Origin of the sequence: Rhodococcus sp. X156 (assembly GCF_004006015.1) — a bacterium.
Lineage (GTDB): Bacteria > Actinomycetota > Actinomycetes > Mycobacteriales > Mycobacteriaceae > X156.
This window is the reverse complement of the sequence record NZ_CP034766.1, coordinates 2,989,266-3,007,701: the sequence shown is the minus strand read 5'-3', so window position 1 is coordinate 3,007,701 and position 18,436 is coordinate 2,989,266. Positions and strand designations below refer to the sequence as shown.

Here is an 18,436-nt window from a genome sequence, read left to right as displayed (position 1 = left end):
CGAGCTCTCGCCCACCCGCTCCAGCTCGTTCGCCCCGTTCGCGCAGGTGATGCTCAGCTTCCAGAACCTCGACCGGCCGGTGGTCGAGCTCGCCGGGCTCACCATCGAGGTGCTGGCGACCGACGAGGTGGAGGCCCAGGCCGACCTCGGCTTCACCCTGATCGGCACACCGGGCGGAGCGGGCGACTCCGCGGGGATGGCCGGGCACCTGGACTACCCGACGGACATCTTCGACCGGGACACCATCGTTCCGCTGGGGGAGCGCCTGGTCCGGGTGCTCAGCGAGGTCGTCGCGGAGCCCACGCGGGCCGTCGGCGACATCGACATCCGCACCGCCGAGGAGCGCGCCGCGACGCAGTCTCGCGGCGGGTCACGCCCCGGCGCAGCCCCCGTGACCGCAGCCCCCGTGACCGCAGCGCCCGTTCCCGCAGCGCCCTCCCTGGCGGCCGCCCCGGTGGGGGACTCGCTGCTGGCCCGCTCGCTGCCCGAGCTGCTCGACGTCGCCGCACAGGTCGACCCGGAGGGCGTGGTGCTCTCCCACGAGGGCGCGGACATCACCCACCGCCAGCTGCACCAGCGCTCGGCCGAGCTCGCCGAGAGCTTCGCGGTGATGGGGCTCGGCGCCGATGCTGCCGTCACCGCCGCACTGACCCAGCTGGCCCCGGGGCGCCTGGGCGGAGCGGACGGTCTCGCCTTCGCCCAGCAGCTGGCCCAGCAGCTGGCCGGGGTGGTCAGCGCCGCCAACGTCTGCGGTGACCAGGACGGCCCTGACGCCCCTGACGGCCCTGACGCCCCTGACGCCCCGATGGCCGCCTTCAGCGCTGCCGCTGCGGCGAGCCCGGACGCGGTGGCGCTGGTGCACGAGGGCATCGAGGTCACCTACCGCGAGCTGGCCGAGCGCGCCAACCGACTGGCTCGGCACCTCATCCGTGCCGGGGTGGGGCCGGAGGACCGCGTGGCGGTGGCGCTGCCCCGCTCGGTCGAGGCGATGGTGGCCATCCACGCCGTCCTCACGACCGGGGCCGCCTACGTCCCGGTGGACGTCGAGCACCCGGAGGAGCGCATCCGGCTGGTGCTCGACTCCGCGCGACCGGTGTGCCTGCTGACCACCACCGAGGCGCGCACCCAGCTGCCCGCGGACCTCGACGAGCTGGACCCCGCCCACGGCGTGCTGAAGCTCGACGAGCTCGACGTGTCGGGGCTCTCCGGCGACCCGGTGGGCGACGCCGAGCGCACCGCACCGCTGCGCGGCGACAACGTCGCCTACGTCATCTTCACCTCCGGCTCCACCGGCCGGCCCAAGGGCGTGGCGTGCACCTACGCAGGCCTGGCCAACCACATGCACTGGACCATCGAGCAGTACCGGCTGGACGCGAGCTCCCGGGTGCTGCAGAAGGCCCCGTACACCTTCGACGTCTCGATGTGGGAGTGCCTGGCTCCGCTGATGGTGGGCGGCACCGTGGTCCTGGCGCGCCACGGCGGGCACCGCGAGCCCGACTACCTCGCTCGGCTCATCACCGAGCAGCAGGTGACCGTGCTCGAGTTCGTCCCCTCCATGCTGGAGGTGCTGCTCACCGCAGACTTCGGCGACGTCTTCGCCTCCGCGGTCGAGGTGGTGGCCGGCGGCGAGGTGCTCACCCTGGCGCAGGTCCGCCGGTTCCGGGAGGTCAGCACCGCCCGGCTGTGCAACACCTACGGGCCCACCGAGTTCACCGTCGGTGCCACCTACTCACCGCTGGAGCACCCCATCAGGTCGGTGGTGCCCATCGGCTCGCCGATCCGGCAGACCGACGCCTACGTGCTCGACCGCCGCCTGCGCCCGGTGGCCACCGGGGTGGGCGGTGAGCTCTACCTCGCCGGCACCCAGCTGGCCCGTGGCTACCTCGGGCGGCCTGACCTGACCGCCGACCGCTTCGTCAGCGACCCCTTCGGCCCCGCGGGCAGCCGGATGTACCGCACCGGCGACGTCGTGCGGTGGAACAAGCACGGCGAGCTGGAGTTCATCGGCCGCACCGACGACCAGGTCAAGCTTCGTGGTCTGCGCATCGAGCTCGGCGAGGTCGAGGCTGTGCTGGCCGGGCACCCCACGGTTGCCGGCTCGGCCGCCGCGGTGCGCATGGCCGGCTCCACCGAGCTGCTGGTCGGCTACGTGGTGGCCGTCCCCGGCCACCAGCCGGACCCCGACGAGCTGCGCCTCGCCTGCGAGGCTGCGCTGCCCGACTACATGGTTCCCGGCGTCGTGGTCGTGCTGGCCGCCATGCCGCTGAACAGCAACGGCAAGCTCGACCGCAACGAGCTGCCCACCCCGGACCTGGACTCCCTGCGCCGGGACCACGTGCCGCCGGCCACCGAGCTGGAGCGGCTGCTCGCCAGCATCTTCGAGGCCGTCATCGGGACCTCCGCGGTGGGCGTGCACGACGACTTCTTCGACCTGGGCGGCAACTCGCTGTCCGCCACCCGGGTGGTGGCCCGGGTGAACACCGCGCTGGACGCGGACATGTCCGTGCGCGACCTGTTCGAGCACCGCACGGTCGATCGCCTGGCCGGGTACCTGCAGGACCGCGTCGGGGTCGCCGCCACGGCGGCGCCGCTGGTGCCGGTGGACCGCGCCGAGCCGCTGCCGCTGTCGATGGCGCAGCAACGCATGTGGTTCCTCAACCAGTACGACACCGCCTCGCCCGCCTACAACCTGCCGCTCACGGTGCGCCTGGCCGGTGAGCTCGACCAGGCTGCGCTGCAGGCCGCGGTGGTGGACGTGCTGGACCGGCACGAGGCGCTGCGCACCCGGTTCCCCGCCGGCACGGTCGAGCCCCACCAGGTGGTGGTCCCGGCCGAGGAGCTGGCCGAGCGCATCACGCTGGTGGACCTGCGCACCGAGCAGGACCCGACGGCGGCCGCGACCCACCAGCTGCGGCTGATGGCGGGCAGCGGCTTCGACGTGGCCGTGGACGTGCCGCTGCGCATGGCCCTGCTGCGCACCGCCGACGACGAGCACCTGCTGGCCATGGTCACCCACCACATCAGCGCCGACGGCGCCTCGCTGGCCCCGCTGCTGCGCGACCTGCTGCTCGCCTACGACGCCCGCCGGGCGGGAGAGCAGCCGGGCTGGGACCCACTGCCGGTGCAGTACGGCGACTACGCGGCCTGGCAGCGCCGGGTGCTCGGCGAGGAGGACGACCCGCAGTCCCTGGTGGCGCGCCAGGTGCAGTTCTGGGCGGAGCGGCTGCGCGGGGTGCCGGAGACCCTCGACCTGCCCACCGACCGGCCCCGCCCCGCCACGCCGTCGCTGCACGGAGCCACCCTCGGGTTCCGGCTGGACGCCGAGGTGCACCGTGGCCTGCGGGACCTGGCCGCCCGCACCGGCAGCAGCCTGTTCATGGTGCTGCACGCCACGCTGGCGGTGCTGCTCAACCGGCTCAGCGCCGAGCCCGACATCTGCATCGGCACCCCGGTGGCCGGGCGCGGTCGCCCCGAGCTCGACGACCTGGTCGGGATGTTCGTGAACACCCTGGTGCTGCGGACCGCGGTCGACCCCGACGCGCCCTTCAGCCACCTGCTGGACACGGTGCGGGACTTCGACCTGGACGCCTTCGGCCACGCCGACGTGCCGTTCGAGCGACTGGTCGACGCGCTCGAGGTGCCCCGCTCGGGGTCCGGGCAGCCGCTGTTCCAGGTGGCGCTGTCGCTGGACAACAACCTGGCCCCGGTGTTCGAGACGAGCGGTCTGCGGGTGTCGGAGGTGGACGCCGGGCTGGAGGTGGCCAAGTTCGACCTGCAGCTGAGCGTGGTGGAGCAGCTGGACGACGCCGGCGCGCCGGCCGGGCTGGACGCGGCGCTGAGCTACGCCACCGACCTGTTCGACCCCGAGACGATCGCCGCCCTCGCGCGGCGGCTGAGCCGGGTCGCGGCCGCGGTGGTCGCCGACCCGGACGTGGTGATCGGCGACGTGGACCTGCTCGACGAGCAGGAGCGCAGCGCGTTCCGCGGCGTCGGCGAGCCGGCGCAGCAGGCCCGCACCCTGCCCGAGCTGTTCACCGCTGTGGCCACCCGGGTGCCGGACGCTCCCGCGGTGCGCGACGGCGGACACACCCTCACCTACCGCCAGCTCGACGAGCAGTCCAACCGGCTGGCTCGGGTGCTCCTCGGCCACGGCGCAGGGCCGGAGCGGCTGGTGGCCGTGGCACTGCCCCGGAGCGCACCCGCCGTGCTCGCGGCGTGGGCGGTGGCCAAGACCGGGGCAGCAGTGCTCGCGCTGGACCCGGAGGCCGAGCTCGAGGGCCTGGCGGACCTGACGACCCGGCCGGACCTGGTCGTGGGCGTGACCGCCAGCCAGCACCGGACCGCGCTGCCCGAGACCCCGGGCTGGCCCGAGACCCAGGACTGGGTGGTGCTGGACTCCCGTGAGGTGGTGGCCGCCGTCGAGGCGAGCTCCAGCGTCCCGCTGACCGACGCCGAGCGGCGGGCACCGCTGCACCCGGACAGCGCCGCGCACGTGGTGCTCGGTTCCCCCAGCAGCCACGAGTCCACTCCTGCGGCGCGGCTGACGGTGCTCACCCACCGCGGCCTGGACCAGCTCGCCACCGAGCTGGCCGAGCGCACCGGAGCCGGACCACGTTCCCGGGTGCTGCACACCGCGGCCACCGGGACCGAGGCCGCGCTGGTGGAGCAGCTGAGCGCCCTCACGGCCGGCGCCACCCTGGTGGTGGCTCCGGCGGCGACACCCCTGGGGGCGCAGCTCGCCGAGCTGGTGCAGCAGGAGGGCATCACCCACCTGGTGGCGGTCCCCGCCGTGCTGCGCAGCACCGACCCCGGCGAGCTGACGGCGGTGGAGTCGGTGCTCGTCCTGGGGGAGCAGTGGGCCCCCGACCTGCTCACCCGTTGGCTGCCCGATGCCGCCCAGCCGGACGGCAGGCAGCTGCGCACCGCCTTCAGCGTGGCCGAGACCGGGGTGGTCGCCGCGATCACCGCCGCGCTGCACGGCGACGAGGCCGCAGCGGCCACCAGCGTCGGTGCACCGCTGCGCGGGGTCCGGCTGATGGTGCTGGACCGGCGACTGCGCCCGGTGCCCGTGGGCGTCGCGGGCGAGCTGTACGTCGCCGGGCCCGCTCTGGCCCGCGGCTACCACCACGCGCCCGCCGCCACCGCCGCGCGCTTCGTGGCCGACCCCTACGGGCAGCCGGGGGAGCGGATGGTCAACACCGGTGCCGTGGTCCGCCGCACCCGGGCCGGGACGGTCGAGCGCGTCGGGCGCAGCGAGCCGCGAGTGAAGGTCCGTGGTGTCTGGGTGCGTCCCGGTGAGGTGGACGCCGTGCTGGGCGAGGCCGCCGAGGTCGCTGTCTCGGCCACCGTGGGTGTGCTCGACGCTGCGGGCCACACGGCGCTGGTGTCCTACGTCCAGCCGGTGCCCGGCGCTGTCGTCGACGTGCCGGCGCTGCTGGCCCTCGTCGCCGCCCGGCTGCCCGGCTACCTGGTCCCCAGCGCAGTGGTGGCGGTGGACGAGCTGCCGCTGACGCCGAGCGGTGCCCTCGACCGCAACCGGCTGGACCCCGCGCTGCCGCTGGGCGTGGACAGCGACGCCGACCGCGAGCCGGCGACGGCGATGGAGCGGCTGGTGGCGGAGGTCTTCGCCGAGGTGCTCGGGGTGCAGCGCATCGGGGCCCACGACAGCTTCTTCGACCTGGGCGGCAACTCCCTGGTGGCGACCAGGGTCAGCGCCCGGCTCGGGGAGCTGCTGGACGTCCCGGTGGGGGTGCGCACCCTGTTCGAGGCGCCCACGGTGGCGGAGCTTGCGCTCGCCGTGGCGGCGCTGGCCGAGGACGGCGCAGCGAGCGGGCCGGTGCTGGGCAGCATCGAGCGCCCCGATCGCCTGCCGCTGTCGCTGGCCCAGCAGCGCATGTGGTTCATCAACCAGCTCGACCCGCACACCGCGGCCTACAACGTGCCGATCGCGGTGCGGCTGCGTGGCGCGCTGGACCTGGACGTGCTGCGCGCCGCGCTGCGCGACGTGCTGCAGCGCCACGAGACGCTGCGCACCGTCTACCCCGGCGACGGCGACGGCCCGTACCAGCAGGTCTTGCCCGCCGACCTGGTGCCCACCGAGCTCACCCCGGTCGACGTCACCGAGGCGCAGCTGCGCGAGCACGCCCTGCGGCTGGCTGCCGCCGGCTTCGACGTGACGCGGACCGTGCCGCTGCGCACCGGGCTGCTGCGGCTGGCCGAGGACGAGCACGTGCTGGTGCTGGTGATCCACCACGTCGCGACGGACGGCACGTCAGCGGTCCCGCTGGCGGTGGACGTGATGACCGCCTACACCGCCCGCCGCGAGGGCATCGCTCCACGGTGGACTCCGCTGGAGGTGCAGTACGCCGACTACGCGCTCTGGCAGCGGGCCGCGCTCGGCGACCCGGACGACCCCGAGTCCCCGGCGGCCGCGCAGATCGGGTGGTGGTCGCAGAACCTGGCCGGCCTGCCGGACCTGCTCGAGCTGCCCACCGACCACCCGCGTCCTGCGGTGCAGTCCACCGACGGCGGGTCGGTGCGCTGCACCCTGCCCGCTGCCGCACACCAGGGGCTGGTGGAGCTGGCCCGCCGCCACGGTGCCACCACCTTCATGGCCACCCACGCCGCGTTCGCGGCGCTGCTGGCCCGACTCAGCGGCAGCACCGACGTCGCCGTGGCCACCCCCGTCGCGGGCCGGGGAGCGCCCGCGCTGGAGCCGCTGGTCGGGATGTTCGTCAACACCCTGGTGCTGCGGTCGCCGGTGGACCTGGACCGTGGCCTCGCCGACCTGCTGGCCACGGTCCGCAGCGGCGACCTGGATGCCTTCTCCCACGCCGACGTGCCCTTCGAGCAGCTGGTCAGCGCGCTGAACCCCGCCCGCACCCAGGCCTACGCCCCGCTGGCACAGGTGGGCTTCTCCTTCCAGAACCTGCAGCGCGCGGAGCTGGCGCTGCCCGGCCTGGACGTCTCGGCGATGGAGCTGGAGACCGACAACACCCAGTACGACCTGCACCTGATCGTGAGCGAGCGGTTCACCGCCGACGGTGCGCCGGACGGGCTGGACGCGGTGTTCACCTATTCCCGGGCGCTGTTCCAGCCGGAGACCGTGCAGGGCATCGCCGAGCGCTTCACCCGGCTGGTGGAGGAGGCACTGGCCCAGCCGCAGCGCCCGCTGGGCGACCTGGAGCTGCTCTCCGCGGCCGAGCGGCGCGCCTTGGTGCAGGCCAACGACACCACGCGCGACCTCGGTCCGGCGGAGACCACGCTGGCCGAGCTGGTGGCGGCGCAGGCGCTGGCCACGCCGGACGCGGTGGCCCTGCGCTCGGCCGACGAGCAGGCCTGGACCTACGGCGAGCTCGCCGCCCGGGTCAACGGGTTGGCCCGGCTGCTGGTGCAGGCCGGGGTGGGGCCGGAGACCACGGTGGGCCTGGCGCTGCGCCGCTCACCCGAGCTGGTGCTGGCGATGCAGGCGGTGGTCACCGCCGGTGGCGCCTACCTGCCGCTGGATCCCGACCACCCGCACGAGCGCACCAGCTACGTGCTGGACAGCGCACGGCCGGTGGTGGTGCTGTGTGGTTCCGCCGAGCTGGCTGAGCTGGCCGAGGTCCTCACCGGGCAGCAGGTGCTGGTGCTGGACGAGCCGACGGTGCAGCAGGCGCTGCGGGATGCCGCCCCGCACCCGATCACCGACGCCGACCGCCTGGCGCCGCTGCGCGCCGAGCACCCCGCCTACGTCATCTACACCTCCGGCTCCACCGGCCGGCCCAAGGGCGTCACCGTGCCGCACGCCGCCGTGGTCAACCAGCTGCGCTGGAAGCAGCTGCGCTTCCCGCTGGACACCCACGACGTGCTGGTGCAGAAGACCCCCGCCACCTTCGACCTCTCCGTCTGGGAGCTGTGGTGGCCGCTGACCGCCGGTGCCTGCCTGGTGCTCGCCCGCCCGGACGGTCACCGCGACCCGGCGCACCTGGCCGAGCTGATGGCCCGCCACCGTGCCACCGTGGCCCACTTCGTGCCGTCCCTGCTCGACGCCTTCCTGGACACGGTGACCGACGCCGAGGGAGCCCTGCCGCTGCCGGACCTGCGCGCGGTGCTGTGCATCGGTGAGGCCCTCTCCGCCGGCACCGTCGCCCGGCTGCAGGCCGCCACCGCCGCGGCCGGGACCGAGGTGCACAACCTCTACGGCCCCACCGAGGCTGCGGTGAGCGTGACCTGGCACCACTGCGGGCCGGACGAGGCGGGCGCGGTGCCCATCGGCGTCCCCGAGGCCAACGTGCGTCGCCACGTGCTCGACGGGCGCCTGCACCCGGTGCCGCCCGGCAGCACCGGTGAGCTGTACCTGGCCGGGGTGCAGCTGGCTCGGGGCTACCACCACCGGCCGGAGCTGACGGCCGACCGCTTCGTCGCCGACCCGTACGGCGCTCCCGGCGAGCGGATGTACCGCACCGGCGACCTGGTCCGCTCCACCCGGACCGGTGAGCTGGAGTACGTCGGGCGCAGCGACTTCCAGGTGAAGGTGCACGGCTTCCGGATCGAGCTGGGCGAGATCGAGTCGGCCCTGCTGGCGATCGAGGGCGTCGGTGCCGCGGTGGCGGTGGTGCACAGCCACGAGCGGCTCGGTGAGCAGCTCGCCGCCTACGTCGCTCCCGCGGCCGGGGTGGCCGAGCACCACCTCGACCCGGTGGCGGTCACCGAGCAGCTGGCCGAGCGGCTGCCCTCCTACATGGTGCCCTCGGTGGTCACCGTCCTGCCGCGGATGCCGTTGAGCGCCAACGGAAAGCTCGACCGGTCGGCGCTGCCGGAGCCGCAGCTGCTCGCGGCCTCCACCGCCGACGTGGCCCCCCGCGACCCGGTCGAGGAGGTCGTCGCCGGGGTGTTCGCCGAGGTGCTGGGGGTGGACCGGGTGGGGGTGACCACCGGGTTCTTCGACCTCGGCGGCAGCTCCCTGTCGGCCACCCGGGTGATCGCCCGGGTCAACGACGCGATGGACTGCGCACTGGGCGTCCGCGACCTCTTCGAGGCACCCAGCGTGGCCGAGCTCGCCCGCCGGGTGCAGCGTGAGCTCACCGACGCTGCGGGTGGGCACGCCCGGCCCAAGCTGGTGGCCGGTCCTCGCCCTGCGCAGGTCCCGCTGTCCTCCGCACAGCTGCGCATGTGGTTCCTCAACCAGTTCGACACCACCTCGCCCGCCTACAACATCCCCCTGGCGGTGCGCCTGACCGGCGCCGTGGACCCCGACGCGATGCGGGCTGCGCTGGGCGACCTGGTGCAGCGGCACGAGACGCTGCGCACCTGCTATCCCAGCGACGGGCCCACCCCGCACCAGCTGGTGTTCAGCGCCGAGGACGCCGGGGTGCAGCTGCACGTGCAGGAGGTCGCCGCCGACGGCCTGGATCGCCGGGTGGCCGAGCTGATGGCCGAGGGCTTCGACGTGGCGGCCCGGCCCCCGCTGCGCGCCGCGCTGCTGGCGGTGGGTGGCTCCACCGAGCACGTGCTGGTCCTCGTGCTGCACCACATCGCCGCCGACGGCTCCTCGCTGGCCCCGCTGACCCGCGACCTGATGCTGGCCTACGCCGCCCGCACGGCCGGGCAGCCGCCGGCCTGGCTGCCGCTGCCCGTGCAGTACGCCGACTACGCGCTGTGGCAGCGGGACGTGCTGGGCGAGGAGTCCGACCCGGACTCGGCGGTGGCCCGGCAGCTGGCGTTCTGGCAGCAGACGCTGGCCGGTCTGCCGGAGACCCTCGACCTGCCGATGGACCGGCCCCGCCCGGCGGTGCAGTCCCTCGCCGGTGCCACGCACACCTTCCGGGTGGACACCGAGCTCTACCGGCAGCTGCGGGCCACGGCCCGCCGCCGCGGCGTCACCACCTTCATGCTCGCCCACGCCGCCCTGGCCACCCTGCTGGCCCGGCTGAGCGGGACCACCGACGTGGTCATCGGCACCCCCATCGCCGGCCGCGGGCAGCGGGTGCTCGACGACGTGGTGGGCATGTTCGTCAACACCCTGGCCCTGCGGGTGCAGGTGGCACCGACGACCACGGTGCACGAGCTGCTCGGCCAGGTCCGCGCGGCCGACCTGGCGGCGTTCACGCACACCGAGGTGCCGTTCGAGAAGCTGGTGGACACCCTCGCGCCGCACCGCAGCACCGCCCACCCGCCGCTGTTCCAGGTGGCGCTGTCGGTGGTGGAGGACGAGGTGCCGGAGCTGGAGGTGGCGGGCCTGCGGGCGGAGCCCTTCCCCGGTGAGCTCGACGTCGCCAAGTTCGAGCTGCAGCTGACCTTGGGTGAGGTCACCGACGACACCGGGGACCCCACCGCGCTGGAGGCGTCGTTCACCTACGCCACCGCACTCTTCGACGCCGCCACCGTGGAGCAGCTCAGCGCGCGCTTCCTGCGGGTGGTGGAGGCCTTCGCCACCCAGCCCGACCTCACCGTGGGCGACATCGACCTGCTCGACCCGCGGGAGACCGAACAGCTGGTGCCGGTGTCCGGGGCGCCGGGGGAGCAGACCCGCACGCTGCCCGAGCTGATGGCCACCGCCGTCGCCACCAACCCCGACGGTCCTGCCCTGGTGGACGGCGACCGGGTGCTCACCTATCGCGAGCTCGACGAGCAGTCCAACCGGCTCGCCCGGCTGCTGATCGACCGTGGGGTGGGACCGGAGGACGTGGTGGCCCTGGGGATCGCCCGATCGGTGGAGTCGGTGCTGGCGGTGTGGGCGGTGGCCAAGACCGGCGCCGCGTTCGTGCCGGTGGACCCGACCTACCCCAGCGAGCGGGTGGCGCACATGCTCACCGACTCCGGCGCCCGGATCGGGGTCACCACCACCCAGCACGCCGACGCGCTGCCCACCCTGCTGCCCTGGGTGCTGCTGGACTCCGCGGAGTGCGCGCACGAGCAGGCCCAGCGCTCCGCGCGGCCGGTGACCGACGCCGACCGACGCCGCCCCCTGCGCGCGCGCAACCTCGCCTACGTCATCTACACCTCCGGCACCACTGGGGTGCCCAAGGGCGTGCTGGTCACCCACACCGGGCTGGCCGACCTCACCGCCAGCCAGCGCGAGCGCTACGGCACGACGGCGAGCTCGCGCACCCTGGGCTCGTCCTCACCCAGCTTCGACGCCTCCGTGCTGGAGCTGACCATGGCGATCGGTGCCGCGGCGGCCATGGTGCTGGTGCCCCGGCAGAGCTACGCCGGGGAGGAGCTGACCGAGCTGCTCCGCACGCAGCACGTCACCCACGCCTTCAGCACACCCGCGGCGCTGGCCACCGTCGACCCCACCAGGCTGGACGAGCTGCGCACCGTGGTGGTGGGTGGTGAGGCGGTTCCCGCCGCGCTGGTGGCGCGCTGGGCCCCAGGCCGGCGCTTCCTGGACGCCTACGGGCCCACCGAGACCACGGTGGTGGCCAGCCTCAGCCACCCGCTGCGCCCCGGGGAACCGGTGGTCATCGGCAGCCCGCTCAGCGGTGGGCACCTGCTGGTGCTCGACGACCGGCTGCGCCCGGTGCCGCTGGGCGTGCCCGGCGAGCTCTACGTCTGCGGCGCGGGAGTGGCCCGCGGGTACCTGCGGCGGCCCTCGCTCACCGCCGGGCGGTTCGTGGCCAACCCCTGCGCCGGCACCGGCCCGATGCCGGCAGGCGGCGTGGCCTACCGCACCGGGGACGTGGTGCGGTGGGTGCTGGGCCCGGCGGGCGAGCCCGAGCTGGAGTACGCCGGCCGGGCCGACCGCCAGGTGCAGATCCGCGGCTTCCGCATCGAGCTGGGGGAGATCGACGCGGTCCTCGCCCAGCGACTAGAGGTGGCCTTCGCCGCCACGGTGGACCGGCCCGGGCCGGCGGGGGCGACCGTGCTCGTCTCCTACGTGAGCCCGGCGCCCGGCGCGGAGCTCGACACCACCGCGCTGAGGGAGCACCTGTCCCGGGTGCTTCCCGGGCACATGGTTCCGGCCGCGGTGGTGCCGGTGCCGACTGTCCCGCTGACGCCGGCGGGCAAGCTCGACGTGCGGGCGCTGCCGGAGCCGGAGCTGGCCGTCACCGACAGCGCAGGCCGGGCCCCGGCGACTGACCTGGAGCTGGCGCTGGAGCGGGTGTTCGCCGAGGTGCTCGGCGTAGCGTCGGTCGGGGTGGACGAGTCGTTCTTCGCCCTGGGCGGTGACTCCATCGTCGCCATCCAGGTGGTCGCGCGGGCCAAGGCGGCCGGGGTCCAGCTGAAGGCCAGCGATCTCTTCCAGCACCGCACCGTGGCCGAGCTCGCCCGGGTGGCCCGGTTCGCCGAGGCCGCCGAGCTGGCCGGGCACCGCGAGCTGCCTGGCGGCGGTGTCGGGCGGCTGCCCACCACCCCGGTGATGCGCTGGGTGCTCGGCCGCGGCGGTGACTTCGACGCCTTCGACATGCCCACGATGCTGTCGCTGCCGGTGGGGGCCGACCGCGACGGTCTGCTGAGCACCGTGCAGGCGGTGCTCGACCGCCACGACGGGCTGCGCGCCCGGCTGCTCTCCGCCGAGGAGCTCGAGGTGGCCCCCGTGGGCGCGGTCCGCGCCGAGGACGTCCTCACCCACGTGCCCACCGAGGCAGAGCCCGGCTCCCCGGCCTTCACCGCCGTGGTGGAGCAGGCCTACGCCCGGGCGCTGGAGCGGCTGGACGTCCGCGCTGGCCGGGTGGTGGAGCTGCTGTGGTTCGACCGCGGCCCGCACCGGTCGGGTCGGCTGTTCGTGGTGGTGCACCACCTGGTGGTCGACACCATCTCCTGGCGGGTTCTGGTGCCCGACCTCGCTGACGCCTGGTACCAGCAGGCCGGCGGGAGCACGCCGGTGCTGGCCGAGGTGGGCACCTCGCTGCGCACCTGGGCGCACGCCCTGGTCGAGCAGGCCAGCTCGGCGGAGCGCGTCGCTGAGCTGGAGTACTGGCGGACGATGCTGGCCGAGCCGGAGGCCCCGCTGGGCCGGCGGGCGCTGGACCCCGAGGTGGACACCAGCGCCGACGTCGCCGAGCACCAGGTCGAGCTCAGCCCGCCGGCCACCCACGCCCTGCTCAACGTGCTCCCGGACCGCTTCGGCAGCGGCGTCGACGACGGGCTGCTCACCGCGCTGGCGCTGGCCGTCGCCCGGTGGCGCAGCGAGCGCGGAGAGCACTCGACGTCCACGCTGGTGCGGCTGGAGGGCCACGGCCGCCAGGACGAGCTGCTGCCCGGCGCTGACCTCTCCCGCACCGTCGGGTGGTTCACCGCGGTGCACCCGGTGCGACTGGACGTCGCGGGGGTCGACCTGGACGCGGTGTTCGCCGCCCGTGCCGATGCCGCTGAGGCCGTGCGCGCGGTCAAGGCGGTCAAGGAGCAGCTGGCTGCGGTCCCGGACAAGGGAGTCGGGCACGGCCTGCTGCGCCACCTCAACCCCGCCACCGCCGGCGAGCTCGACGGCCTGGCAGAGCCGCAGATCACCTTCAACTACCTCGGCCGCTTCGGCGGGGAGGCCGACGACAGCGTCACCGACCACGGCTGGATGCCCACCGCGGACGCCGTCGGCGCACACCGTCCGCCGCTGCGGGCGATGGCCGCCGCGGCGGCGCTGGAGGCCAACCTCTCCGTGGAGGTCCGCGACGGGCAGGAGCGGTTGGCGGTGCACCTGGGCTACGCCACCGGCCTGCTCGACGAAGCAGCAGTCGGTCGCTTCGCCCAGCTCTGGGAGCAGGCCAGCGAGGCGGTGGCCGCGGCTGCCCTGGCCGGGCAGCACCGGGAGCTGACCCCCTCGGACCTGCAGCTGGTCACAGCCACGCAGGCCGACGTGGACGGGTGGGAGCAGCGCCACGGCACCCTCAGCGACGTGCTGCCGCTGACCCCGCTGCAGGCCGGGATGCTCTTCCACGCGATGATCGCGGAGGGATCGGTCGACCTCTACACCGCCCAGGTGGTGCTGGAGCTGTCCGGGCGGGTCGACGCCGACCGGCTGCGGCGCGCCGCGCACGCCCTGCTGCAGCGCTACCCCAACCTGCGGGTGGCCTTCGACGCCACCTCCGCCGGCCCGCCGGTGCAGGTCGTGGTGACCGACGTGGCCGTGCCGTTCGAGGTGGTCGACCTCACCGGTCTCGACGCGACGCAGCGTGAGGCACGTCGCCAGGAGCTGCTGGGCGCCAACCGCACCGACCGCTTCGACGTGCACGCCGCGCCCCTGGTCCGCCTGCTGCTGCTGCACCTGGAGCAGGACAGCTGGGAGCTGGCGGTGGCCAACCACCACGTCCTGCTGGACGGCTGGTCCATGCCCATCATGATCAGCGAGCTGCTCACCCTCTACGCCACCGACGGCCACGCGGCGGGGCTGGCGCCGGCGCGGCAGTTCCGGGACTACCTGGCGTGGCTGCACCGCCAGGACCCGAGCCAGGCGCGCCAGGCGTGGGCGCGGGCGCTGGCCGGGCTGGACTCCCCGAGCACCCTGTTCGGGGCGCTGCACCGGGCCAACACCGGCGAGCCCGGAAAGACCGAGATCCGGCTCAGCCCCGAGGACACCGCCGCGCTGCGCACCACCGCCGCCCGGCTGGGCGTCACCACCAACACGGTGGTGCAGGCCGCCTGGGGCGTCGTGCTCGGGCGCCTGCTGGGGCGGGACGACGTGGTGTTCGGGGCCACGGTCTCCGGCCGCCCGCCCGAGCTGGACGGCGTGCAGCAGATGGTCGGGCTGTTCATCAACACGCTGCCGGTCCGGGTGCGCCAGGAGCCGGGCGACACCCTCGCCGACCTGCTGCACCGGCTGCAGCAGGAGCAGGCTCAGCTGCTCGAGCACCACCACGTCGGGCTCAGCGAGATCCAGCACCTGGCCGGCGACGGGGCGGTGTTCGACACGCTGACCGTGTTCGAGTCGTACCCGATCGACGCGGCCGGGGCGCAGGCGGCGGGGTCCGTGGACGGGATGACGGTGGAGGGCGTGCGTGGCGCGGACGCCACGCACTACCCGCTCACCCTCGCCTGCTTCGACGAGGACTCCCTGCGGGTGGTCCTGGAGCACCTTCCCGACGTGGTGGGCCCCGAGGCCGTGACCGCGATCGGCCGTCAGCTGCAGACGGTCCTGCACGCCGCCGCGCAGGCGCCGGAGACCGCGGTCAGCAGCCTCGACCTGCTGGCCGAGGGGGAGCGGGCCCGGGTGCTGCACGCCTTCAACGACACCGACCACGCGGTGGTCGAGCAGACGCTGCCGGAGCTGTTCGGCCACGTCGACCCGGACCGCACCGCGGTGGTGCTGCCGGACCGCTCGCTGACCTACGGGGAGCTGGACGCGGTGGTCAACCGGCTGGCCCGGCACCTGGTGTCGCTGGGCGTGGGCCCGGAGAGCACCGTGGGCGTGGCCATGCAGACGTCGGTGGAGCTGCTGGTGGCGCTGCACGCCGTGGTGCGTGCCGGAGGCGCCTACCTGCCGCTCGACCCCACCCACCCGGTCGACCGGCTGGCCGACATGGTCCGGGTCGCGCAGCCCGTCTGCGTGCTCACCACCTCCGGCACCCCGGGGCAGCGGCTGCCGGACGTGCCCACGGTCCTCGTCGACCAGCTCGACCTGTCCGGGCTGTCCGCCGCGCCCCTGCGAGACAGCGACCGCACCGCGCCGCTGCGGCCGGGCAACGCCGCCTACGTGCTGTTCACCTCCGGGTCCACCGGGCGGCCCAAGGGGGTGACCGTGCAGCACCGCTCGATCGTCAACCAGGTGCGGTGGCTGTGCGCCGAGCACGGCCTCGACGCCGAGGACGTGGTGCTGCAGAAGACCCTGCACACCTTCGACGCCTCGGTGTGGGAGCTGTTCGCGCCACTGGCGGTGGGGGCCACCCTGGTGGTGCCGGCACCGGAGGGCCACGTCGACGCCGAGTACATGCTCGACGTCATCGCCACCCAGGGCGTGACGGTGGTGCAGTACGTGCCCAGCGTGCTCAGCCTGGTGGTGGACGCCGCCGAGCGGGCCGGCACCGAGCTGCACCTGCGCAGGGTGTTCTCCGGTGGGGAGACGCTCACCCAGGCGCTGGCGAGCAGGACGGCCCGGGTGTTCGGCGCCGAGGTGGTCAACCTGTACGGGCCCACCGAGGTGACCGTGGACGCCACCTCGCAGGTGGCCGCTGGCGGCGCCGCAGGCGCGGTGCCCATCGGCACACCGGTGTGGAACACCCGTGCCTACGTGCTCAGCCCCACGCTGCAGCCGGTTCCGGTGGGGGCGGAGGGGGAGCTGTACCTGGCCGGCGAGCAGGTGTCCCGCGGCTACGCCGCCCGGCCGGGGCTCACCGCCGAGCGCTTCGTGGCCGACCCCTTCACCGGGGCCGGAGCGCGGATGTACCGCACCGGTGACGTGGTGCGCTGGCGTCCGGACGGGGCGCTGGAGTACGTCGGCCGCAGCGACCTGCAGCTGAAGATCCGCGGGCTGCGGGTGGAGCCCGGCGAGGTGGAGGCGGTGCTGCTGGAGCAGCCCGGGGTGGCGCGCGCGGTGGTGGTGGCTCGCCAGGCGGGCACGGCCACCGCACTGGCCGCCTACGTGAGCGCCGACCACCGAGGCGCCGACGGCCACGGCGCGCCGCTGGACCCGCAGCAGCTGCGGGAAGCGGTGGCGGCGCGGCTGCCCGCCTCCCTGGTGCCCACCGTGGTGACCGTGCTGGCGCAGATGCCGCTGGGACCGTCGGGCAAGGTCGACCGGGCCGCACTGCCGGTGCCGGGCACCGACGAGGTGCAGTACCGGGCACCGGAGAGCGCGGTGGAGCAGGTGCTGGCCGAGCTGATCGCCGACCTGCTCGGCCACGACAAGGTGGGGCTGGACGACTCCTTCTTCGGCCTCGGCGGGGACAGCATCGGCTCGATGCAGCTGGTGTCCTGCGCCCGTGCCGCCGGCCTGCAGCTGACGGCCAGGGACGTGGTGGACAGCCCCACCGTGGCTGACCTCGCCGCGGCGGCGCTCGCCCGGGCGCAGGCCCAGCCGGCGACCGGGGGGCCGCAGGCGCAGCAGGGCGCTGACGACGGATCGGGCTGGGTGCCGCTCACCCCGGTGGCGGCCAAGATGGTGGAGCGCGGCGGCGACTACCGCTGGTTCCACATGCCGATGCTGCTGACCCTGCCGCCGGGGCTGCCCGCGACCCAGCTCGAGCAGGTGGTGCAGGCCGTGCTCGATGCGCACCCGGCCCTGCGTGCCCGCCTGGTGGACCCGGCCCAGGTGGATCTGACCCAGGTGGACGCCGCACGGGGCGGCCCTGCGCCTGCCGGCAAGGCGCTGTGGGTGCCGCCGGTGGGTGAGCTGCGCGCCGCCGAGCTGGTCGAGCGGGTGGAGCTCCCCGCCGGGGCGGAGCCGGGCACCGCCGGGTTCACCGCCGCCGCCCGGGACGCCTACGACCACGCCGTCGCCACCACCGACGTGAGCGGGGGGCCCCTGGTGCGCTTCCTGTGGCTGGCCCCGGCCGAGCCGGGCACCGCAGGGCGACTGCTGGTGGCCGCGCACCACCTGGTGGTCGACGCCGTCTCCTGGCGCTTCCTGGTCCCCGACTTCGCCACGGCCGGTGAGCAGGTGCAGGCCGGCCAGCCAGTGCAGCTGATGCACACCGGCTCCTCGTTGCAGGAGTGGACCCGGGGCCTCACCGCTGCGGCGCGCACGCCCGAGCGGGTCGCCGAGCTGGCGCGGTGGCGCTCGGTGCTGGACACGGCGGAACCGGCGCTCGGCACCCGCCCGCTGGACCTCAGCGTGGACGTGGCGCGGACCTTGCGGCGCACCGAGCTGCGGCTGCCGGTGGCGGTCACCCGACCGCTGCTGGCTGCCTCGACGGCCGAGCTGGGCGGCACCTTCCCCGACGTGCTGGTGGCCACCCTGGCCACCGCGGTGTCGCTGTGGCAGCGCCGGCGCGGGGTGCGGCAGCGGTCGGTGCTGCTCACCCTGGAGGGTCACGGCCGGGAGGAGCACCTGGTGGAGGGTGCGGACCTCTCCCGGACGGCAGGGTGGTTCACCACCATGTACCCCGCGCGGGTGGACCTGCGGGGGGTGGAGCTGGACGAGGTCGCCTCCGGCAACCCGTTCGCTGCCGCGGACGCGGTCCGGCGGGTGCACCAGCAGCTGGCGGCGGTCCCCGACCACGGCATCGGCTACGGCATGCTGCGCTACCTCAACCCCGAGACGGCGGCTGAGCTGCGTCCCCTGGGCGAGCCGCAGGTCGTCTTCAACTACGTCGGCCGGATCCGGCTGCCCGAGGGGGCAGGCCTGGGCGCGCAGGGTGCCTGGCAGCCGGACCTGCAGGCCGAGGGCATCTTCACCACCGCCCGCAGCGAGCTGCCCGCCCAGGCGGTGCTCGACCTGCAGACGCTGGTGGAGGACGGGCCGGACGGGCCCACCTACGTGGCGCAGCTGTCGCACCCGGAGGGCGTGCTGCCCGCCGCGGAGGCCGACGCCCTGATGGAGCTCTGGGAGCAGGTGCTCACCGCGGTGGCGCGGCACGTGTAG

At 74.8% G+C, this 18,436-nt stretch carries 1 protein-coding gene (running past one end of the window); it reads left to right on the top strand.

All coding sequences use genetic code 11. The features are described 5' to 3' along the window. On the top strand, nt 1-18,436 hold the 3' portion of the coding sequence (locus ELX43_RS14205) for a non-ribosomal peptide synthase/polyketide synthase (RefSeq protein ID WP_127783992.1). 15,665 nt of this gene lie to the left of the window's left edge; 18,436 of the gene's 34,101 nt are visible here — the last part of the coding sequence; its start codon lies off the left edge, out of view; the stop codon is at nt 18,434-18,436.